Origin of the sequence: Psychroserpens sp. SPM9, assembly GCF_025153525.1 — a bacterium.
In the GTDB taxonomy this organism is placed as follows: domain Bacteria; phylum Bacteroidota; class Bacteroidia; order Flavobacteriales; family Flavobacteriaceae; genus Psychroserpens.
This window is the reverse complement of the sequence record NZ_JANZNR010000003.1, coordinates 476,296-498,976: the sequence shown is the minus strand read 5'-3', so window position 1 is coordinate 498,976 and position 22,681 is coordinate 476,296. Positions and strand designations below refer to the sequence as shown.

Below are 22,681 nucleotides of genomic sequence, written 5' to 3'. Positions count from 1 at the left end.
ATTTAACCTACAAAGTGTAGCGCAAAACACATGGGCATTTTTAATAAGAAACGTATGGGATTCATATCAAAAAAAGGACTTTACAAATACCTTATGTATGGTATTGGTGAGATTGTTTTAGTCGTTATAGGAATCCTGATAGCCATTAGCATCAATAACAACAATGAAATAAAAGCGTCAAAAAACCGCTTAAACAGTTACTTAGAAGTATATCATCAGGATTTAGTTATTGATACGACCATAGTTGCTGCCACCTTAAATTATATCGATAATAGGAAAGAGGCGTTTCATATTTTTTTAAGTGATACCGTTGAAGCTGTAGATTATATGCGAAAACCACAAGGCTTCCAGTTAGCGTTGTCGTATAGCCCGTTTCGTCTTCAGGAAAAAGGGATTAATCTATTAGATAATTATGTCGATAATACCAAAGTGGAACAAGACACCTTGGTTTCACAGATATTAGCCAATCACCGACTTTTTGATAACCAATTACAGGAAATCAACAAACGTATTGGAGATGATATTGATAATAACATGCTTTATCTTAAAGAAAATGAGCCGTGGATTGCAGATTTACTGTTAGGGAAGATGACCAATCCCAATGTGCTTCCTTACTTTTTGAGTGATCACTACAAAGCGCGTTTGGCGGTACATTACGGATTAGTATTTCAGAATTTATATCCGACTCTGTCACAATTAAAAAAGAATCAAACAGCAATTTTGGAGGAAATTGATAAACGTTTACATTCTGAAAAGTAGAACACTAAGTTTATGAAATTATTTAATAAAATACGATTTAAAATGGTAGAAGGGAAGCGGTTTAAAAATTATCTGGTTTATGCTTTAGGTGAGATTATTTTAGTAATTATCGGCATCTTATTCGCCTTAGGGATTAACAACTGGAACCAGGAACGTCAATTGCGAGATGACAATCGTGAGCTTCAACAAAAGGTTTTGGTACAACTGGAAAAAGACATTACAGCCGTGAGCGCATTTAAAGAAAACCTCGAAGGCTTAAATCAAACCTATCGCAAGGTATTAGATCTTGAATATGACAAAACCCAAGTCAATGCCGGGAGTTTGATAAGTACCATTTTGTTTGATGTGAATACCTTATCCTTAGATAAGCATTTGATTAATTTGATTGATAATGCCAGTTTGGATGAAAGTGAAGCTTCTCAAAAACTGATAGAGATAAATAGCATGTACAAACTGTACTTAAAAGACATTGATGATTTGGAGAAAATCATTTATGATAAAATGACGACTAATTTAGCCGAAATTGAGAAAACCCAAGACTGGTATGCTGAGTTTATCACCGATTTTGTTTGCCGTAATGACTGTATTAGTTACCTACTTAAAGATAAAGACCATAAGGCTCGAATTGCCTCTTTACGCTTTCTGTATATAAGTGGTTATGGGAATCTCATCGATAATTTTCAAGAGGACTTACAAGGAACAAAATCAACGCTAGAGGGTTTAATAGCAGATTAGTTGTTCAGCAAAAAAAAGCAACAGATTTAGCCGAAACTAAAGTCTGTTACTTTCAAATTAATTGCTACTAACCAATTTAGAATTTACAAACATGACCTTGGCAAACACCTTGCATGTAGCGATATCTTCCTGTTGCATTTGGTCCACAACTAATATGATGTGCGTCTGCAATTGCAGCACCATCTAATTCCATTAACTTCAAGAAAATTTCACCAATACGATCTTCAATCGAAGGAGGAGCCGCTAGGTGTCCATCGGAATTGATATAGGCATCGGCACCAACATTTACATAATCCCAATGACTGGCAGCAATTAGTAACTCTCTTAATCTATTGGACAAGCCAGGGATTAGCAATAACAATTTGATAAAGTCATCAGAAGGCGCTAAAAGAGGTACAATATCTAAGTAGTTTTGAAAATTCACATCATAGCGAAATTTAGCTTCAAAAGCATCGGCAAAATCCTGATTTCCAGGTTTAGGACCAGCGAATCTAATAGTACGAGTCGCGTGAATATTGTATTTATTTTCAAAATAGTGAGCCGCAATCGGCACCATGCCGCCACCTTTACTATGACCTGTTAAGTAAAGTGGAAGTTTGTGATACGGATCTAAGCAATGAATCGCGTTAATAACCTGATGTTCGAGCAGTTGTACCGCTAGTAGGAATCCGCTATGGACTTTCCCTGGCAGATAGATATTACCTGTAGGCGTTGCTAAAAAGATATTTTCGATCCAGTCGAGTATGGCTGGCACATTCCATGCAGGCGGTAAGGTGCCTCTAAAAGCTACGACGATGCCATAGTCGGTTTTTCCAACCAGTGCGGCTTCAATTTCGCCGTTAACACAGACATAAGGATCTTCGGTAAAACCAACGGCGTTGTACTGATTTTTGATATTTTCGGAAGTATGAGAATCACAAGGATTATATTTTCCGGGTTTACTTTTTGGCAAAATACAATAGGCCGCTTCAGAAGCGCATAGAAGTTTGCAGTTTAAATCGAGAGTTGACATACGTTTAGGTTTTTGGTGTATTCAAATTTAGAAGAGACGGCTTAATATTATAAGCGTATAATTACGTGGTTTTGTAAATACGTAGACTATGTAATTTGCTCAAGGCAAAACATTTATAAACTTTTAAAACCAGGTGAAAAGAAAGTAGAGCTCTGAAATACCAAATAATTCTATTTTACATAATATAAATTATAGGGCATTTTATAACCGTTTGCGTCATAGCGCTTTTTAGCGGTATTAGACATAATTCTAGATCTATGACAGCTACGCTGTTATATATCGTTTAGAATTATGTACAAGCCAATTGTGGCTAGGTTTGAAAATTATAAAATAAACACAATATAAATGGCTTATATAATTTAAGTATGCTGCACAATCCTCTGTACATTTTTAAATAAGCACCTCTTAGTTGTCTTTTGCTTTACGTAAAATCTTGACCACGCGACTGTGGGTTATTTCTAATAAATTCCACTGATAGCCTTCAAAATCGGTCGTATTCATAAACTGAATAACCACGGCATCAATATCTTTATGATATTCTGCCATACATTGGTAACCAGGCGCCAATCCGCCATGATTAAACTCATAAAGCGAGCTATAGAGTTTCATTTCGTCTTCATTAAGTAATGTCCCGTCGTTTAAAGCTCTTAAAAAGATGCCAACATCTTCTGCTGTAGCTATCATCATGCCGTTATTCTCGTTTTTAAAGTCTTTTTCAATACCTACATAATATCCACTCATGACAGCATCTAGATTTTTTACGTCATCAAGAGAACCAAACGTATGTTTCAACCCCAGAGGCATCAAAATTTCCTTATTGAAGTACTCTTGACGCGAACCTCCAGTAACCTGCTCAATGATTCTTGAAAGCAACAAATAATTGGTATTGGAATAGCCATAATCCTCATTGGGCTCAAAGTTGGCAGGCAAGTCAAGTGCGTATTGAAGCACATCGGTATTGGTGTTGGGTTGATTTTTCCAGAAGTCAGGATTGTCTGTAAAATTAGGAATACCACTACGGTGTTGAACCAACATTCGCAAAGTAATCTTGTCTGCGTTTTCAATTCTTCCCACGAGTTCTGGAAAGTAATCTGCTGCTGTTTTATCTAAAGAAATACGATTCTCATTGGTTAGTTTAGTAATGGCAACAGCGACATACAACTTGCTAATACTGGCGATTTTAAATAAAGCGTTTGGTTTGGCTGGAATTTTTTCCTCTTTATTATGATAGCCAGCTGTGTAAAAGGCTGGTGGTTTTCCGGCTTCTTCGACATATACAATCACACCATCAAACCCATAACTCAAGGTTTGGTCTACTTGTTCTTGAACGGTGTCTGGCAATGGCAATATCCATGCCTTTACTAAAATCCACGGAACAAACCATAAGGAAATGAATGTCCCAAGAAGTAATACAATTCTGAAAATCTGTTTGCCTTTCGATGTTTTTCTTTTGTTGTGTTTCATGTTTCGATGGTGTACTAATTTCAATTGTAAATGATAGTACAAATATCTTTCAAATTAGAACAATGACAAATTATGACTTACCGAACTGTAAAATATTAGGGATGAACTGGTTATTATACGTTTTCTGAATAAATAGTTAGGTCATTTCTGAAAAATAATTATACCTCTCGTCGCAAGACTTCCAAAGGCGAACTCTGTAACACACCTCGAATATTGCTGAGTCCTATACCTAAGACCAAAAGTGAAATGACAGGCAAAAACACTAAAAATGGAATGGCTGAAGGTACAAAGGGTTCGTTAAACACAAAAACGGCCAGTAACATGGCACTTAGTAATGCTAGTAAAATACCAACCAAACTACCAATGAGGCCTAGCAATAGGTATTCCAAAGCCGAAATTTTGAGAATTTGCTTGTTTTTAGCTCCTAAGGTTCTTAGTAAAACGCTTTCTTTAATTCGCTGATATTTGCTCGTTCTAACCGAACCAATTAAAACAATAATGCCTGTTAAAATACTAAAGAATGCCATAAAGTTGATGATCCAAGTCACCTTGCCCAAAATATCCTCAACAATCGTATAGACTTGTCTTAAATCAATAACCGTTACATTAGGATACTCTGCCACCACATCACGTTGCAAATCTGCCGAACTGGTTTCATCAGGTGCGTTTGTCGTTAAAACGTTAAACTGTGGTGCGTTTTCTAAAACACCTTTGGGAAATACCACAGAAAAATTAAGCTGTAATTGTCCCCAATCTACCATACGAATACTGCCTACAACAGTTTCCATCAGTACGCCTTGCACATTAAACACCATAGAATCACCGACTCCAACCTGAGCATCTTCAGCAAGATTTTCAGAAATGGAAATAGGGATCACATCACCAGATGCAACTTGCGGTGTCCACTCCCCTTCTAGAATTTCTTCAGAAGCAATCAAGCTATCACGATACGTCGTTCTGAATTCATGATTATAAACCCAACGCCTTATATGTACTGTACTATCTTGCTCTGCAGCATTAGCAACCAAACCTTTAACACTGTGAATGCGCATAGTAACTAATGGAATATGATCGATAACCTCTAAGTTATTATCTGAAATGGTTTTGCTAATGGCAACACCTTGTTCTGGTTGTACATCTAATAAAATGATGTTTGCCGATTGTGCCGTATTACCGACTTCAGTTTTGGACAATAAAATATCTTTGGTGAAATATAAGGTACTAATCAAAAAAGTTCCTAAACCTATTGCGACGATTAAGACTAGAGTCTGATTATTGGGTCTAAACAGGTTTAATAAACTCTGACGTGTTGTATAACCCAAAGACTTCGGAAACCATACTTTTATCATGCGCATGGTTAATCTTGCAATTCCAGCGAGTATTGCAAAGGTGATGAGCACACCAACTACAAAAGCGATGGCATAAGGTATGTGTCTCAATAACCAATAAGAGAACAAAAACAAGAATAAAATAATCGCACCAAAAACAGCAAATCTAGCTAATTTGGGTTGCAGCGCATTGTTGGTATCACTGATGCGTAAAGCTGAAAGTGGTGATACATACCAGGTGTTTAATAGCGACAATAATGCAAATAACACAGCCATTAAAAATCCAAGTACAACACCCATAATAATAGGTTGCGCTGTAATAGATATAGTGACCTCAAAAGGCAAAAACTCCTTTAAGATATACGGAAATGATTCCTGAATACCAATACCAATAAGACCTCCAATACAACCGCCTATAATACCAATTCCAGCAATTTGTATGAGATAAATTAAAAAACTCTGTCGTCTTGAAGCGCCTAAACATTTTAAAACCGCAATATGTTTCAGTTTTTCCCTAATGTAAATATGCACCGAACTCGCAATACCAACACAACCTAAAAGCAAGGCAATAAATGCCACAAGATTTAAAAACTTACCCATATTTTCATAACGACGACCTAAACGTCTGCTCGTGCTTGTATGTGTATCTAAATCGGCATTTTCAGCATCCAGCATGGGTTCTAAAACGTCCTCTAATTGCTGTAAATCTGTTTGTGCATCAGCTTTATAATAGAACTGGTATTCTTTTCGGCTTCCAAATTGTAGTAATTCGGTGTTGGGTACCAAGCCATACGGTATGACGACTGGAGGCGCCACAGAAGACATCACTGCAGAACTACCAGGTAAACTGTTCAGTGAACCAATAATTGGTAAGGTTAATTGCCCTACTTTAATAGAATCTCCTGGCACAATATTATATTGAAGCATCAACGTTGCATCGACCAACGCACCTTGATCTTCTTGGTATGATGTTGAGGCATGTTCTGGTTGGGTTTTCATTTTCCCATAAATGGGAAATGTACCTTCCAGTCCTCTAACACGAACCAGCTTTGTACCTCCATTTTTTGGAAAGGCAATCATCGATACAAAATTGACTTCCGTAGCCATAGGCTTTAGAGAATCGATAATAGCTTGTGCACGTTCATTAGGCGTTTCGTTAATATCAATAAGATAATCGGCACCCATTAAGGACTTAGATTGTTGCTGAATGTTATCCTGAAGATTATCCCGAAACAACTGTATAGACACCACAGCGGCAATACCTAATACAATAGATGCCATAAACAATACCAAGCGCACGCGACTGGCTTTAGCATCTCGCCATGCCATCTTAAAGAGCCATGGCAAATTAGTTTTTGATGTTAGTGGTTGTGAATTCAATGGGCTGTCGTAGGTTGATTCGTTATTATTTTTCCACCTTTTAATCGAAGGATTTGTTGGGTACGGTTTGCTAAGTCTAAATCATGAGAGACGATGACCAATGTGGTATTAGAAGCTTTATTTAAATCAAATAACAACTTAATCACTTTTTCTCCGGTTTCCTCATCCAGATTACCTGTAGGTTCATCAGCAAATAAAATAGAAGGTGCATTGGAAAATGCTCTAGCCAAAGCCACACGCTGTTGTTCGCCACCTGAAAGTTGCGACGGATAATGATGAAAGCGATCTGCCAACCCAACCTGTTCTAGTAGTTCCATACCACGTTTAGCCGCATGTTTTGCGCCTTGGAGTTCTAGCGGAACACTAACATTTTCTAAAGCAGTAAGCGTCGGTAATAACTGAAAGTTTTGAAAAATGAAACCCACTTCCCTATTCCGTAATTGAGCACGCTCATCTTCACTTAAGGTGCTAAGGTCATAACCGCACAATTCAACACTTCCGGCATTAGGTGTGTCTAATCCAGCACAAATACCCAATAAAGTGGTTTTGCCACTCCCTGAAGGACCTACTATAGAGAAGGTCTGCCCTTTTTCCACATCAAAACTAATATTTTGTAATACTGTTAATTGTTTGTTACCGCTTGTATATGTTTTTTCAAGACCATTAATCTTTAATATCTTTGACATAAATCGTTTAATTTATTGCTTCATTTATGAATAAGGCTCAAAATAATCAATTGGTTTCAATTCTTCTAAATTCTGAATCACCTAAACTCTTAAAGTTTTGTTATTTTATGGTGCTTTGTTTTTTTATAGCATCCTGTGGAGAAAGTACTAAAAAACAAGATCCAAAGACTAGTGATAATACGGTTACCGAAGAAAAGACCGAAAATTCCAATACTTCAGCAACCAAAACGATTCTCTTTTTTGGTGACAGTATCACTGCAGGTTACGGATTAGGTTCAACAGATGATGCATATCCAGCAGTAGTTCAGCAAAAGATAGATACACTGGACTTGAATTATACGGTTGTTAATTCGGGTGTTAGTGGTGAAACTTCTGCAGGAGGTAGAAGTCGGATTGGCTGGATATTAAATCAGGACATAGACATTTTCCTTTTAGAATTAGGGGCTAATGATGGCTTGCGTGGTGTGCCTTTAGCTGAAACACGAAACAATTTACAAGCCATTATTGATGCGGTAAAGAAAAAAGACCCAAGCACAAAAATCATATTAGCAGGTATGGAACTGCCACCAAATATGGGTCAGGATTATACTTCCGAATTTAGGAATATGTATGCGGAACTGGCTGAAAATAATAAGCTGATATTTATTCCTTTTATTTTGAAAGATGTTGGCGGCATTGCTGAACTCAATCAAAATGATGGCATCCACCCTACTATTGAAGGTCATAAAATTATTGCCAATACTGTTTGGGAGTATTTGAAGCCTTTGGTGAAGGCTTCAAATATATTGTAATGCAAATTGTTATTATTGACGTCTAAAATAATCAGCATCAACTCAGTTTGCAATTCAATTACTAAAGAGTGATTTATTTAAGTTCTGATTAAACTTGACGTCTTTAGTGATTTCCTCTATCCAAACATCATTAAGTACATTTGCTTCCCAGTCTGATTTGGTATACTTGCGATAAGTCGGTATTAAAACAGTATTGATTTTTTCATATTCTACACGCATCAAAAGTGGGTCGGTCACCTTTTTGGATACCACAGTAAATAAAAACTGATCTACTAAATGAGTTTCCGGATTAATATATAACTGATAAGTATCGGAAGCGACATCTTCGTCCACATTGAAAGTGACTTTCACCACATCATATCGTTTACCATCAGTAGTTACTTGACCCAAATAGTCATAATTGATACCAGGATCCAATAATTTTTGCATCATAGCGAACCAATAAAAATTGGTCTTACGAGTAAAAGCTACACTTGCGATAGCACTGCTGTCGTTCACTATTTGTCCGTCAATTTTTAACCAAAAGTCAGTGCCATTGTAGCCTTGCTCCAGTTTTCCTTTTAAATCAGGTAAGGTGCGTTCGTGCTTTAAATAAGTACCATGAGACAATTCTCCATTAAAAATATATGATTCAATAGATATGTCTTCTTTTTGGTCTGGTGTGCGGTATGTATAATGGAAAACAATGTCTTTTAAATTCAATAAATCTTGATAGTTCCCTGTTTTCTGAGTCATATTATAGACTAATTCGTGTCCTTTATTTTGGAATTCTGGTTGCTGAATTTCTTCAGTTTTAGTAACATTGGTTTTTGCTTCTTTATTTCCGCAGGCAGTTAATAACATTCCGAAGAAAATTACAAGCATTAATTTTGAGTTATGCATAGTCCTATTTATTTTGAAAGGCCTCATTTTAATATTTAAATCGAGGTTAAGATTATTAATATATTGATGGTTTTATGTTGAAGCTTGATATATAGTTGTTAATAAAAACCTTCCGAATTAACGGAAGGTTTAACGCTATCAATCAATCAGCAGAATTAAGATTCCACTTGTTCTTTAGACCAAGCAAACTTTTCAAAAGCTGCATCTACAGGTGTATTTGCGATATGGTTTACATAGTTACTTATCGTTTTTTGAGATAAACCTAATATGATTTCCAACACTTGTTGTTCGCCATAACCAGCAGCATAAAATCTATCTAAATCGTCTTGGGTGACGTGTCCACGATTACGAACTATCGTTAAGGTCATAGTTCTCAAAGCCTCTAATTTTTCATTCTCTAAAGGTGTTTCGTTGCGTAAGGCTTCGGTAATCCCATCCTCTACTTTCATCATTTTCGCAATACCAGTATGTGCAGGCACACAGTAATGACAAGCATGCTCTACGTTGATGGTTTGCCATACAACAGTTAATTCTTCTTCGTTAAATGAGGTTTGTGTAAATAATTCATGAAGCTTTTGGTAACCTTCTAATATTTGTGGCGCACCTGCTAATACACCATGTAAACCAGGAATTCTTCCGAAAGCCTTTTGAGAATTTTCTAATAATGTTTTGCTTCCTTCTGGAGCAGTTTCAATGTTGTGAATTTTTAATGTGGTCATAATTTCTATTATTAAATGTATATTTAAGATTAAATAACTAAACAATCGTTTAGTTTTATTGTAAAAAAAATGTTATAAGTTTTGGAATGTCATTTCAATAAAATCTTCTATTTCTTTAGGGCTGTTTACTCGGGTTGCAGCAGCCAAACCATGTTTTGCTAATACTAAAAAATTAGCCTGCTTTAAAATCGTATCTTCGTCTTTAGAGGGATCCATCTTTAACTTTTCAATGAATAAACTTTTGAGATTAGCCATAAAATCGGTCACCTCCTTGCTAACAAGATCGTCTTCACTTGCAGAGAATTCATTATAGGTATTAGTTAACAAGCACCCTTTTTCATTGTCTGGTTGATAACAAACGGCCACAGAATCATAAAAAAACTGTTTGATATCTTCAACACCTTTTGTAGCGTTTCTAAACTTGTCGAACAATACTTTTCTTTTGGCCTTGTAGCTTTTTAAGCTTTCAATAAACAAACCATGTTTACTACCAAAACTAGAATAGATGGAAAACTTATTAATGCCCATTTCTTTTTCAAGCATTTGCATCGATGTGTTTTCATAGCCATTACGCCAAAACAAATGCATGGCTTTATTAATGACTTCGGCTTCTTTATATTGTTTTTTTCTTGCCATTATAGAATACTACAGGACAAAACTAACCAATCGTTTAGTAATGACAAACATTTTAACATAGTATTGTGTTTTTATGCTTCGATTGTTGCTTCATATTAATGGAGAAACCTAAATAGGCCCGATAAGTTTTAACTATTATTTGTTTCATTATCATCCATCAACTCCTCTAGTTTCTTTTCTGGCATGATCCATATTATTGCTACGAGGACATAGCATACCACAGAACACCAAGTATTCACATAGGCTAATGGTAAGGCTATTAAATACAATCCTAAAGACAGGTAATCTTTAACTTTGGATGTCGTTAATTTCTTAAGGGCATAGTTGTCATCATGATGTTTCTTTAAAACACTTTCTAAGATAAAATAGGCGATTGCACACATCAACAACACAAAACCATAGGTCGCCACAGGCAATGCTTCATAATAATGACCATGCTCTCCTACCCAACTTGTGATAAACGGAATTAACGACAACCAGAACAGCAAGTGTAAATTAGCCCAAAGAATTTTTCCATTTACTTTTTTGGTTACCTGCATTAAATGGTGATGATTATTCCAGTAAATTCCTAAATAAATAAAACTAATCAAATAGCTTATAAATACAGGTGCTACTGTTAGCAACCCATTAAATGTAGTGTCTTCTGGTGCTTTCATTTCAAGTACCATGATGGTGATGACAATGGCTAAGACACCATCACTAAAAGCTTCTAATCGTCCTGTTTTCATTTTTGATTATTACTGATTAGTACTGCATGTTATCCACCAAATCGTCTTGGTGGTGGCAACGGAATTCGAACCGTTTCATTTGGAACTTTCGGAAACTTATCCTCTGCCCAGTCATTTTTTGCTTGTTCAATTAAGGCCTTATCTGATGCTACAAAATTCCATTCTATAAAACGTTCTTCAGGAAATGCTTCGCCTCCAAATATATAAATGATAGTATTCGCCTGAATCTCAAACGAACATAGGGTCGCATCTTTAGCAACTAATAACTGTTTGGGTCCATAGGTATGTCCGTCACTTTTAATACTACCTTCTAAAATATACAACGCGCTTTCTCCAAATAAATGCGCTCCAATAGACACTGTTTTTGTCACTTCGGATTTGAGTTCTATAAAATACAGCGGACTATAAACAGGAACCGGAGACTGCTTTCTAAAGGCCGAACCAGCGATAAGTTTAAACTGAACATCATTGTCTTCCCAGGTTGGAATAGCTTCTGCCGGAATATGAGCAAACGACGGTTCACATTGCTCTTCAGATTTTGGTAAAGCAACCCAGATTTGTAAGCCATGCATCATTTTTTTAGAATGTCGTAAACGCTCAGGTGTACGTTCGGTATGTACAACCCCTTTACCTGCAGTCATCCAATTAACAGCGCCTGGCGTAATTTCGACTTCGGTTCCTAAACTGTCCCGATGCATCACAGCGCCTTCAAATAAAAAAGTCAAGGTCGATAAACCAATATGCGGATGCATGGCAATATCCATATTTTCGTCATCACTCAAACAAACAGGTCCCATATGATCAATAAAAATAAAAGGACCAACCATTCGTTTCTGCCGAAACGGCAATAAGCGACCCACCATAAAATTGCCAATATTTGCGGCACGTTCTTCAATAATTAATTTGGTATTAGACATCTTCTTATAATTTATCGTATCCTTTAAAATGTGTATCGACTATGCGTTTCCATTCAGGATGTTTTTTAATATAAGCAAATACATATGGGCACAACGGCAATAAAAGCTTATTGTGGTCTTCAATATACTGTAATGTCTTTTCAACAACAGCACTGGCGGCACCTTTTCCTGCCAAAGCGGCATCGGTTTCGGTATGGATTAAGGCAATCTGACTAGGTTTTTCTTTATAAATAATAAAAGCAAAACTGCCATCCACCTCTATTTCGAAGCGCTTTTTCTCTTCATTCTTTTTTAATGGGACGTTTATGTAATTCGTTCTCATCTTTTAAAGATATAAAAAAAAGCGGTTCAGAAATGGACCGCTTTTAAGGTGTTATATTAGTCTTCTAAATACCCGAATTTTCCGGTATTGAAATCTTGGAATGCTTCAATCAATTCTTCTTGAGTATTCATTACAAATGGACCATGTGCTGCAATAGGCTCATTTAAAGGCTCACCGCTTAAAACCAAGATTACTGTGTCATTTAAAGCTTCAACAGTAAACGTTTCTGCATCATTGCTAAACATTGCAAAGTGATCTTGAGGCACAGAGGTTTCTCCATTAATGGTCGCATCACCTTCAACCATCAATAATGCTGTGGTATAATGCTTCGGAAACGTAAGTTCCGTTTTTGCGTCTTTTTTCAGCTTAACATTATACATATTTATAGGTGAAAATGTCGAAGCGGCACCTTTGGTGTCTTTGTATGAACCGGCAATTACTTCAACTTCACCATCACCATTTGGCAATGCCACTTTTGTAATATCTGCATTGGCGATGGCTTGGTATTTAGGCGGACTCATTTTATCCTTTGCAGGAAGGTTCACCCACAATTGTACCATTTGAAATTCGCCACCCGTTTTGCTCCATTCAGTTTCATGAAACTCTTTATGTAACACGCCTGAAGCAGCGGTCATCCATTGTACATCGCCTTCACCAATAATACCTCCACCGCCAGCGCTGTCGCCATGTTCAACACGACCTTTGTAGGCAATCGTTACGGTTTCAAATCCGCGATGAGGATGAACACCTACACCTTTTGGTCGGTCTGTTGCCGGAAAATGATACTTTGAATTATAATCTAACATGATAAACGGATCCATACGTTTCATCGTCGATGTGCCTGGAATAAAGTTATGCACTCTAAATCCGTCACCCACAAAATGTGGTGTTCCAGGTTGGGTTACTTTTTCTATACGTCTTGTTTTCATTATCTTATCCTTTCTTTTACTATTAATTAATTTAAATAGATGCTATTCGCTAATTGTATTTCAAATGCATTATCTAAATACTGTCTGGCAGCACCTGGCTTATTTTTTGACCAATAAGCTGTTTTGACTTTTTGAGCTAAATCGGTACCTTCATTATAGTTAACCACAATCATGGTATCTGATATTATTGAAATTAATCGGTTTAACTTCATTTTATCCGAATTAGACATTGCTTCAGAAATCGCAACAACTTTATAAGGTCGTTGTTGTAATTTTTCAATAGCTGTTTCGACATCAGTTACTGTAGAAACGTTCCAATTTAAAATGTTTGGTGTTGTTGTGTTTTTTGTAAACACTAATACTTCTAAATGTCTCATAATAATCTTCCTTTCTTTAAGTACTGTAAAATTACACTAACTTAAAACGCTGTGCATTGACCTATGGTAAGATGTATAAAAGCAGTGTTAGGAAGTTTTATACGGATTGAAATTTTCTTCAGCTAAAGCCTTACGCACACGACTTAAACTCTCTGGAGTAATTCCCAAATACGAAGCAATCATCCATTGCGGAACACGCAACATGATGTCTGGATACATCGCCACAAAATCTAAATACCGTGTTTTAGCTGAAACTCCTAATAATTGGCTGATTCGTTTGTATAATTGACGAATGTGATTTTGTAGTAAGCGTTCATTTTGTTTTCTAAAATTCGGATTGAGTTCTGAAACCTGGTCGATAAAAGTTTCATCGATCATCACAACGGTCGTTGCTTCAAAAGCATCAATATAATAGGTCGAAGGTGCTTTAAAATACACACTGCCTCTATCGCTTACAATCCAGTTTTCAGTAGCAAACTGTAAGATATTTTCTTTGCCGTCTTCATTAAGGGCATAAAAACGCAACAGACCTTGCTCTACAAAAAAGAAATGTGAACAGACATCACCTTGCTTTAAGATAAATTCTCCTTTATCTACGTTTTTGGTTGTGATGAAAGGCTCAATCTGAGTAAATTCTTCTTCAGATAATCCGCCTTTCTCAATTAGGTGTTTTTTAAAATTTGGTAACATCATAGGTGCTTAAAGGTAATTAAAATTCGTAGAACTTATTTCTAGTTTATAGCAAACTTTGAGCCTATGACCGACTTAAAATTCAGTATAAAATTCAATAAAACCTATTGATAATCAGTAATTAACAAGCGAAAAAGCAACTCTAACAACAAATTAACATTTTTTAATAGTTTTATTTTTTAAATTCGTCCATCAAAAAAATTAGCTGTTTTTGTAATCTATGAGATTTTTATTTTCCTGTTTACTACTTGTACTTACTTTAAGTGTTCATGCTCAAAAAGAACCAAAGTTAAAACTCACCGATCTTTCTGAGTTTAACTTTCAAATCATCACTCCCGATTCTCTAAAAGCGGAAACAATTACAAACCAAGATACGCTTACCGTAAAACCTAAAGATATAAAATCTGAATACTGGGATCATACTGTTTATAATCCGTATAAAGATGTTGACTTAGAATTCCCGTTGCAACTTAAATTTAAAGATACCACCTACTACTCTCCTATAGGTAAATCAAAAGTCGTCACCTCGCGTTATGGTTGGCGAAGAGGTCGCCCTCATAAAGGTATTGATATTGACTTAGTAACTGGCGATAGTCTGTTTGCTATGTTTGATGGTATTGTTCGTATGTCGCGCTACAGTAGAGGCCACGGAAAAACTGTTGTGGTCAGACATTATAATGGTTTAGAAACCGTTTATGCACACTTATCGGAATATGGTGTCAAAGAAAATGACAGTATTGTTCGAGGTCAGTATTTAGGAAAAGGTGGTGTTTCTGGAAATGCCAGAGGAAGTCATTTACACTTAGTTGTTAATTATAAAGGTGTTGCCATCAACCCTGAATACCTTTTTGAGTTTAACGATAGTAATACTATCAGATCTAATGAGCTTTGGGTAACCAGAAGATGGACACGACCAATTGTACATAATTCAAAACGCCAGAGTAAAATTGAACCTTTATTATCTGAAGAAGAAGCTATAGCGAGTTTAATCAAGCAACAATCAATATACGTGGTTAAACCTGGAGATACTTTATCTAGAATTTCTAAGCGGAATAATGTATCTATTGCTTCCTTGTGCAAAACAAATACGATTACGCGCTCATCTGTACTGCGAATTGGTCAGAAATTAGTGATTGAAAAATAAGAGATTATTTTGACGCCTCAGCACCTGAAGACAATACAATATCTTTTTGGACAACTAATACACCATCAACCGTTTTAGGTTTTAAAATTCTATCGAGTTGATTTGCCTTAGCAATTTGTCTGCGGCAACGTTTTGTAAGTAACGGATCGTCTTCAAATAAAAAACTAGCAATTTCATATTCTGGCTTTGAAGCCTCTTTAATCACCGGAAACAATTGTTGAAGTTGTCTATAACGTCTGTCATTTCCAGGAACATAAGTGTAAAAAGTATATTGCCCATCAGCGTCCGTTTTAATCCATCCTCTATTCTCAACATAACGCTGATCATTAACTTCTCTTAAATCGAAATCGCCAAATTCATCGGCTTGCTCAATAAACAAAATCACATCTTTAGCTGGCGTAACACCATCGCTTTCATAAATAGTCCCAGACACTTTAAGTTTATTAGGTTTAGAATCAAAGCCAGGAATGGTGTCTGTATTATTTAAATGAGTTTCAGAATACTCATAAATTGGGTGACGTTCTGAAGCATCTGTAGTAGATTCTTGAGCACTTATTTGAAAATGAGTCCCAATAAAACAAGCGATACAAATAAAGGCAGTTAAAGATTTCATGAGGTTAAGCATTTAAGATTGAATCAAAATTGCAAGTTTTTTATCTTAAACCCTTAAAAATCATATGAATGCTCAAATTTTACGATAAAACGTTTAAAGACGTCAATTCTATCGATGAAATGATTCCTTTTAAATGTATGTCTAGAATGAATGCGTTAAACCTCAGGAGCAAATCTTTGATAGCTTCTATGCAAAAAACACTGGTGAATATATTCAGATTTAAGATTGAATTTTTAAAATTTCAAGGCTTAAAAGTGGGTTATCACCCTAAAAAACAGACGGAGTATTTCGTCGTATAAATTTGCATTTTAACTAGTATTTATGCAGTTTATCCAAGAAATATGCATTTCATACCGTAAAAAAGATTTCAAAAAAACTTAAAATAAAGTTGTTTTATTTAATAAAATGTATAGTTTTGTTGAACCCATATCTATTAAAAACCCTAAAAATGAAAACAAAATCTACTTTATTTATCACTACTTTTTTTCTGATGATAAGCATCAGTTTCGCTCAAAAAAAGAAGGATCCCGTCAACATTATCAGTGGAAAAGTAAATATCTCCAAATACCATAGTCATGATGAGCTTAACAAAAAAACTAAAGGTGAATTACTAACATTATACAGTGAACGTATAGAAGTTATCGTTAATATTTTACCCAATATTGCTTTTGCTACGAAGCCAGGTGTGACCATGGAATCACTTGGAATTCCTACAACCAAAGAAAACAAAAAAGCATTAGAAGCAAACCGCGAAGCTTCTGTAGGCTATTTTGATAGTACTGTTGAGTTTCAGAAAAAAATATTACCCTATTCTGATACTCGTGATTTAATCGCAGCTATCTTATTTTATGAAGAAACACTTAAATCATTGCATACATACAACGATTTTAAAACGGATTAGTTATTAGTGATTTTTAATTATTGACCAAGTCACAACGTCATTGTTGTGGCTTTTTTTTTACCCTTTTGGGACTATTTTATTAAGTATCTGATTTGCTGATAGTTAATTATTCTTACATTGCTTTGCTTAAAATTGTTAATTTTGTAAGATTTTTCTTGTATTATATATATTTTAGTGTATTTCGTCGATATTTTTTGCATTTCATAAGTATTGTCCTTATGTTTGGTTATCTATTTAGTGCCCAACTAATCTTTACAAATGAATTTAACCTATTATGAAAAAAGTTACTTTAATTACACTACTCTTTTTACTAGTGTATGGCAATATGTTTGCTCAGCAAGAAAAAGGAATTATAGGCTATAATAACTGGCTAAATCCTTGGACCGAATTTCAACCAAACAAAGTTGAATATGGTAAGCCTACTCAAATATTAAGTGGCGATATTACCAAAGACACCAAATTGTATAAAAGAGATATTTACTTGCTACTTGGTGATGTTTTTGTTACAGATAGTACAACCATTACCATAGAACCAGGAACTGTTATCATTGGAGATTTTAAAACCAAAGGCTCACTAACAATTAGCAATGGTTCAAAAATCATAGCTGATGGTACCCATACCGATCCCATTATTTTTACATCGAGTAGAAGTGTTAAGAAACCTGGTGATTGGGGCGGACTCTTTATTCTTGGAAACGCACCTACTAGCAAATATGGAAACGAAGCTTCTTTAAATTACGGTTTACGTCCCTCTGATGCCAAAAGCATTAATTATGGTGGTGACAATCCTGAAAGCTATTCGGGAATTTTGCGTTATGTAAGAATTGAATACGCTGGAAAAAGAACCAGAGATTATGGTTATTTCAATGCATTGACACTAGCAGGTGTTGGTCAGCAAACGATTATAGAAAATATTATGGTGAGCTACTGTGAAGGTAACTCATTCAGTATTCTTGGTGGCAATGTGATTTTAGATAAGATGGTCTCATACAAGTCCAACATCAACGATTACAAGTTTAATTATGGTGCCCAATGTAATTTAATGAATTCATTAGCTATAAGATCACCTTATGTTTCAGGTTCTGAAATTTCAAGATGTTTATATGTGTCGGCTTACGACATTAAAGAAGATGCCGATTTCACTAAAAGTCAAACTAGTGTACAAGCCGAAAACTTAACCTTGATAAACCTGTCTAGTGATTTAAAAAATGATATTAAAATCGGATTGGTCAATGAAGCCATTTATGTTGGAAACGACACAGCTTTCTCAATTGATAAAAGTGTGATTTCAGGCTTTAATCCTGCGGTTATTCTTGACGCAAACATTAAGATCAATAGTGAGAATTTAAATAAAATCAGCTTTACGAGAACCTATTTTAATAACTGTAAAGGAAATATCTTCAGAAATGGATTCAGTAATAATGATGATTTAGAAAACTGGTATGGAAGTAGAGCATTTGATAATGTGTATTCAAAAGGACCAGATTCTGAAACATTCATCAATACCACGAATTTAAAGCAGCCTGATTTCAGATTAAGAATCAATAGAATTATTGCTTCTAATGATCTCATCGATGACGATGATGATTAATAAACCCCAGAAAACCCCAAATTAATTAATAGAAATAGCATCTCATTAAACAACATTTGCTTATACGATAAAAATTACGCCCCAAACTAAATGTATCCTACTAAAATTGCATATAAACTCTGTTTCAGAATTTGTTTTATCATTTGTATTTCGCAAGGATTACTAAATGCTCAAATTGTTATTGGAACTCCAAATCTGGGGTTTAGTCAGGCCTGCGCAAGCGATTCATTTAATACCTACAGTGCAACATTTGTTTTTTCCCCTGAAGAAGCTTTAACGGCTTCCAATCAGTTCACCATCGAATTGTCCGATACTGAAGGTGATTTTTCAAATCCTACAGTAATTTTTACTTCATCACCTGGTGCAGTCACAAGTTCACCAGCAACTTTAGAGTTTTCTTTACCGACAGATACTGCTGGTGAAGGATATAAAATCAGGATTAAAAGTAGCTCACCTGCTGCAACCAGTTCAAAATCTGTAGCCTTTGCTGCTTATTATAAAATTCAAGATTCACCATTTACGATTAACAATTTAGTGTCTACTGGAGCTTTTTGTGCTGGCGGAAGCTACCTTCTTACCATCGACAATCCAGGCAACGGATCTAACGATTCACCGCTTAACTACCCTTCACTTACCTTTAATTGGTACAAAGAAACCGGACCTACCACTTCTGTTTTTATATCTGAAGGTCCGACACTTAACGTAAGTGAAGAAGGCACCTATTTTGTCGAAACTAATTATGGTAGTTGTACATCCGATTCATTTTCAAATCGTGTGACAATTAGTGAAGTCACTTCAGGAGAAGCCAATGCTGGTATTTCGTCAAGTTTAGGAAATCCATTTTGTCCAGATCAAGGCAGTACAACATTAAGCACCATTGGTGGTAATAGCTATCAGTGGTATAAAGACGGAACGATTATTGAAGACGCAACCAATCAAATGCACCAAACCAGCGAATCTGGATTATACTCAGTAGTTGTTGATTTAGGAGACTGTTCTGCAGCAGGAGAAATAACACTTGAAAGCGAACTTTTTGAGGGTACGATTAACGTTTCAGAAGTAAACAGTATTGAAGAAGATGAATCCCTATATGTTGAAGTAACAACCACAGCTCTACAACCAGAATATGAATGGTATTTAAACAATGTCTTAATTACTGATGCTACGGAAGCTAGTTATGAGGCTACAGATTTTGGTACTTACAAAATCGTAGTCACCGAAACGTCTGGCTGCACAGGCTCCAGAGAGTTTCTATTTGAAATTAATGAAGCTTTAGATCCGTTTCCCGATGTAGAAAAAATCCCAAATGTTATCAGCCCTAATGGTGATGGCATAAACGATACATGGGTCATCCCTCAACAGTATGTAACAGGTACAAATACCGAAGTGATCATCATGACAAATCGCGGCAAAATTGTCATGCAAACCAACGAGTATCTCAATAACTGGCCCGAAAATAATTTAAATCTAACAAGTGTCAATCAGGTGTATTATTATATCATAACCACCGCAAATAACGACACAAAAAAAGGCTCAATAACAGTAGTGAAATAGTATGAAAACACATCTTTTGGTTTTAGTATTATGTCTCTGTTCAATACAGATGTTCTATTCTCAAGAAGATGATGGAGTGGTATCACTTAGCCTGCCTGTAAGAAACTCTTTAACTTTTAACCGATATACCATTAACCCAACATTCAGCTTTGTAAGAGAGCAAAATAAATACATCAGTATTTTTAATAAAAGAGAATGGGTTCAATTTGAAGATGCACCACTCACCTATCTCGCTAGTTATTCTGGGCGATTTGGAGAAAATATTGGAGCAGGCTTAGGCTTGTTTCAACAAAATTATGGTGTTTTAACCACTTTTGGTGGGATGATCAACTTTGCTTACAATGTGCGATTAAACAGAGATAGCAACTTAACCTTTGGATTAAACGTTGGTGCTTATAAAAGCGGCATCAATACTGGAAATGTGATCACCAACTTTGATGATCCGTCGCTACAAAATGTCCCTGAAAACTTTTTACTTCATGTGAGTCCGGGAATTAACTACGGAACTGCGTTTGTAGATTTTGGGGTATCTATCAATAATCTGGCACTTTATAATTTTGAATCTTCAATGCTTATCGAAGATAATCCTGAACAAAGTATTCAAGCCCATGTGATGTACACAGGCTACATGAATAGTCGTGGTTTTTTTGATGAAAGTAAATTTTCTGGTTTATTAAAATCTGAATTCAGAAAAGAGGAAACTATTATTTCAGCCATCGCTATGCTTACTGTACCTAAAGGTATTTGGGCTCAGGCTGGTTATAATTCGGTGTATGGCGTTTCTGGCGGTGTCGGAATCAACATTTCTTCTCAGATTGCAATCGAATATAATTTTGAAAAGGCTATTGGAGATTTAACCGATTTTGGACCATCTCATGATATCACCTTAGCTTACCGGTTCAAAAGTAGAGAAACCTATGATTACAGTAGTGGTGATGAGATTGCAGGACTACTTATTTCTGAAAAGAAAAGACAACCAGTCATCTCAAAAATTGATAAAAACAAAGCTGAAGCTAATCGGAAATTGGCCGCTGAAGAGAAGGCTAAAAAAGAAGCCGATGCTGAAGCACAAGCTAAACTACTAGCCGAACAAAAAGCTAAAGAAGAAGCTGAAGCACAAGCTAAACTACTAGCGGAGCAAAAAGCCAAAGAAGAAGCTGATGCTCAAGCTAAATTACTAGCCGAACAAAAAGCTAAAGAAGAGGCTGATGCTCAGGCTAAACTATTAGCAGAACAAAAAGCCAAAGAAGAAGCTGAAGCACAAGCTAAATTATTAGCAGAACAAAAAGCTAAAGAAGAAGCTGAAGCACAAGCTAAATTATTAGCAGAACAAAAAGCCAAAGAAGAAGCTGAAGCACAAGCTAAATTATTAGCAGAACAAAAAGCTAAAGAAGAAGCTGAAGCACAAGCTATACTATTAGCAGAGCAAAAAGCTAAAGAAGAAGCTGAGGCTCAAGCAAAATTATTAGCGGAGCAAAACGCTAAAGACGAAGCTGATGCGCAAGCTAAATTACTAGCCGAACAAAAAGCTAAAGAAGAAGCTGAGGCTCAAGCAAAATTATTAGCGGAGCAAAACGCTAAAGATGAACGTATCAGCAATCCGCAAGATGAGTTAGAGAAATCAATGTATGAGATTACACAACAAACTGAGGACTCAAAATCGGCTCAAAATGAACTATTGAAACAATTTGATGATATCGTTGCCGTCAAAAACCAAGATCTTAAAGATTTAAAAGAGGAAAATGATTTAAGCGAACAAGGTATAGCAGTTCAGCCAAAACCTTTCAAAAGTATTACAGCAGAAAACAATGCTTTAAACGAAATCAAATCAAATCTTGATGAAGTGATTAAAACCCGAAATGATAAAATTGAGGCTTTAAAGAAACTATATGATGATAAATTTCAGGCAGACACTATCACCAATGATGACGTCTATCTTTACTATCAGAAAACACTTAAACGATTAGAAGCCGAACAATTAAAAGCTACTCAGGCAAAAGCTGATTTAGAAGTAAAACTGGAAGATATCAGAGTTGCTACTGAATTTGAAAGACGACGTCGTATTAAACGTGCTGCCTTTGATAATGAAGAAGAACGTTATTCTCAAGACAGAGCAACCTTACAAAACATCAAACAGACCACATCATTAAGTAGTACACCACTGAAAACTGAAGATTTTGATTTTGGCGAAGAACAAAGTGATAACATTCAAATTTTAAAGAATGTTCAAAATGTTGAAAACGGGTATTACCTAACCATTGCTGTGCATACTGATGTAAATAAAAGAAATGATTTTGTAACCAAAATAGTAGCTTCTGGACGATCTAATGTCGATTTCTTCTACGATGTAAATACTAGTAAATACTATATCTATTATGATAAATTTGACAATATTGAAGCCGCTAATGAAGCCCTGAAATCAAAAGGAAACAGACCCTATAATGTAAAAATGTCCCTCGTGAAAATAGAAAATTAACAAGGCCCAATTACTTTTTCGACGTTGCCCCACTGACAAAAAGGAAT

22 protein-coding genes are annotated in these 22,681 nt (G+C 35.7%); 8 read left to right on the top strand and 14 right to left on the bottom strand.

All coding sequences use genetic code 11. From position 1 onward, the window contains the following. Positions 1–30 precede the first annotated feature (30 nt). Together N4270_RS08600 and N4270_RS08595 are read left to right on the top strand one after the other, a co-directional pair. Positions 31–759, top strand: a complete 729-nt coding sequence (locus tag N4270_RS08600) for a DUF6090 family protein (protein ID WP_260096617.1) — start codon at positions 31–33, stop codon at positions 757–759. Positions 760–771: 12 nt separating this feature from the next. Next, the gene (locus N4270_RS08595; protein ID WP_260096615.1) at positions 772–1,494 is read left to right on the top strand and encodes a hypothetical protein; all 723 of its coding nucleotides are present in this window, start codon (positions 772–774) and stop codon (positions 1,492–1,494) included. A gap of 76 nt (positions 1,495–1,570) precedes the next feature. On the opposite strand, the gene N4270_RS08590 is transcribed toward N4270_RS08595, so the two are convergent. The 4 genes from N4270_RS08590 to N4270_RS08575 form a co-directional block, all read right to left on the bottom strand. Next, entirely contained in the window at positions 1,571–2,506 is a 936-nt protein-coding gene (locus N4270_RS08590) for a lipase family protein (RefSeq protein ID WP_260096614.1), read from the bottom strand. A gap of 405 nt (positions 2,507–2,911) precedes the next feature. Next, positions 2,912–3,970 carry a serine hydrolase gene (locus N4270_RS08585; RefSeq protein WP_260096613.1) on the bottom strand — a complete coding sequence of 353 codons (1,059 nt, stop codon included), beginning with the start codon at positions 3,968–3,970 and terminating at the stop codon, positions 2,912–2,914. Positions 3,971–4,128: 158 nt separating this feature from the next. Further along, entirely contained in the window at positions 4,129–6,627 is a 2,499-nt protein-coding gene (locus N4270_RS08580) for an ABC transporter permease (protein ID WP_260096702.1), read from the bottom strand. A 47-nt stretch (positions 6,628–6,674) separates the two neighbouring features. Beyond that, positions 6,675–7,364: an ABC transporter ATP-binding protein gene (locus N4270_RS08575; protein ID WP_260096612.1), complete on the bottom strand. Its 690-nt coding sequence runs from the start codon at positions 7,362–7,364 to the stop codon at positions 6,675–6,677. Positions 7,365–7,390: 26 nt separating this feature from the next. Here N4270_RS08575 and N4270_RS08570 point away from each other — a divergent pair, with 26 nt between their 5' ends. Then, positions 7,391–8,155 (top strand): arylesterase, encoded by a 765-nt coding sequence (locus N4270_RS08570; protein ID WP_260096611.1) that lies wholly within the window; start codon positions 7,391–7,393, stop codon positions 8,153–8,155. A 54-nt stretch (positions 8,156–8,209) separates the two neighbouring features. Here the strand turns inward: N4270_RS08570 and N4270_RS08565 are convergent, their stop codons facing one another. The 9 genes from N4270_RS08565 to N4270_RS08525 form a co-directional block, all read right to left on the bottom strand. Next, on the bottom strand, positions 8,210–9,037 hold the full coding sequence (locus N4270_RS08565; protein WP_260096610.1) for a DUF6503 family protein: 828 nt from the start codon (positions 9,035–9,037) through the stop codon (positions 8,210–8,212). Positions 9,038–9,192: 155 nt separating this feature from the next. Further along, complete coding sequence (locus tag N4270_RS08560) at positions 9,193–9,756, bottom strand: carboxymuconolactone decarboxylase family protein (protein WP_260096609.1); 564 nt, start codon at positions 9,754–9,756, stop codon at positions 9,193–9,195. Positions 9,757–9,828: 72 nt separating this feature from the next. Further along, positions 9,829–10,392 carry a TetR/AcrR family transcriptional regulator gene (locus tag N4270_RS08555; RefSeq protein WP_260096608.1) on the bottom strand — a complete coding sequence of 188 codons (564 nt, stop codon included), beginning with the start codon at positions 10,390–10,392 and terminating at the stop codon, positions 9,829–9,831. 128 nt (positions 10,393–10,520) lie between these two features. After that, the gene (locus N4270_RS08550; protein ID WP_260096607.1) at positions 10,521–11,120 is read right to left on the bottom strand and encodes a TMEM175 family protein; all 600 of its coding nucleotides are present in this window, start codon (positions 11,118–11,120) and stop codon (positions 10,521–10,523) included. A 29-nt stretch (positions 11,121–11,149) separates the two neighbouring features. Beyond that, the gene (locus N4270_RS08545) at positions 11,150–12,037 is read right to left on the bottom strand and encodes a pirin family protein (RefSeq protein WP_260096606.1); all 888 of its coding nucleotides are present in this window, start codon (positions 12,035–12,037) and stop codon (positions 11,150–11,152) included. Positions 12,038–12,041: 4 nt separating this feature from the next. After that, positions 12,042–12,359, bottom strand: a complete 318-nt coding sequence (locus tag N4270_RS08540) for a GNAT family N-acetyltransferase (protein WP_260096605.1) — start codon at positions 12,357–12,359, stop codon at positions 12,042–12,044. Positions 12,360–12,415: 56 nt separating this feature from the next. Next, complete coding sequence (locus tag N4270_RS08535) at positions 12,416–13,288, bottom strand: pirin family protein (RefSeq protein WP_260096604.1); 873 nt, start codon at positions 13,286–13,288, stop codon at positions 12,416–12,418. Between the two features lie 26 nt (positions 13,289–13,314). Further along, positions 13,315–13,665: a hypothetical protein gene (locus N4270_RS08530; RefSeq protein WP_260096603.1), complete on the bottom strand. Its 351-nt coding sequence runs from the start codon at positions 13,663–13,665 to the stop codon at positions 13,315–13,317. An 87-nt stretch (positions 13,666–13,752) separates the two neighbouring features. Beyond that, positions 13,753–14,358, bottom strand: a complete 606-nt coding sequence (locus tag N4270_RS08525) for a Crp/Fnr family transcriptional regulator (RefSeq protein WP_367399956.1) — start codon at positions 14,356–14,358, stop codon at positions 13,753–13,755. A 217-nt stretch (positions 14,359–14,575) separates the two neighbouring features. Between N4270_RS08525 and N4270_RS08520 the strand changes: the two genes are divergently transcribed. Then, the gene (locus N4270_RS08520; protein ID WP_260096602.1) at positions 14,576–15,499 is read left to right on the top strand and encodes a M23 family metallopeptidase; all 924 of its coding nucleotides are present in this window, start codon (positions 14,576–14,578) and stop codon (positions 15,497–15,499) included. A 4-nt stretch (positions 15,500–15,503) separates the two neighbouring features. Here the strand turns inward: N4270_RS08520 and N4270_RS08515 are convergent, their stop codons facing one another. Further along, complete coding sequence (locus N4270_RS08515; protein WP_260096601.1) at positions 15,504–16,112, bottom strand: hypothetical protein; 609 nt, start codon at positions 16,110–16,112, stop codon at positions 15,504–15,506. Positions 16,113–16,560: 448 nt separating this feature from the next. Here N4270_RS08515 and N4270_RS08510 point away from each other — a divergent pair, with 448 nt between their 5' ends. The 4 genes from N4270_RS08510 (at position 16,561) to N4270_RS08495 (ending at position 22,634) form a co-directional block, all read left to right on the top strand. Further along, on the top strand, positions 16,561–17,013 hold the full coding sequence (locus N4270_RS08510; protein WP_260096600.1) for a hypothetical protein: 453 nt from the start codon (positions 16,561–16,563) through the stop codon (positions 17,011–17,013). A 274-nt stretch (positions 17,014–17,287) separates the two neighbouring features. Beyond that, the gene (locus tag N4270_RS08505) at positions 17,288–18,604 is read left to right on the top strand and encodes a hypothetical protein (RefSeq protein ID WP_260096599.1); all 1,317 of its coding nucleotides are present in this window, start codon (positions 17,288–17,290) and stop codon (positions 18,602–18,604) included. 90 nt (positions 18,605–18,694) lie between these two features. After that, entirely contained in the window at positions 18,695–20,158 is a 1,464-nt protein-coding gene (locus tag N4270_RS08500; protein ID WP_260096598.1) for a gliding motility-associated C-terminal domain-containing protein, read from the top strand. 1 nt (position 20,159) lies between these two features. After that, positions 20,160–22,634 carry a PorP/SprF family type IX secretion system membrane protein gene (locus N4270_RS08495; protein ID WP_260096597.1) on the top strand — a complete coding sequence of 825 codons (2,475 nt, stop codon included), beginning with the start codon at positions 20,160–20,162 and terminating at the stop codon, positions 22,632–22,634. Positions 22,635–22,681 lie beyond the last annotated feature (47 nt).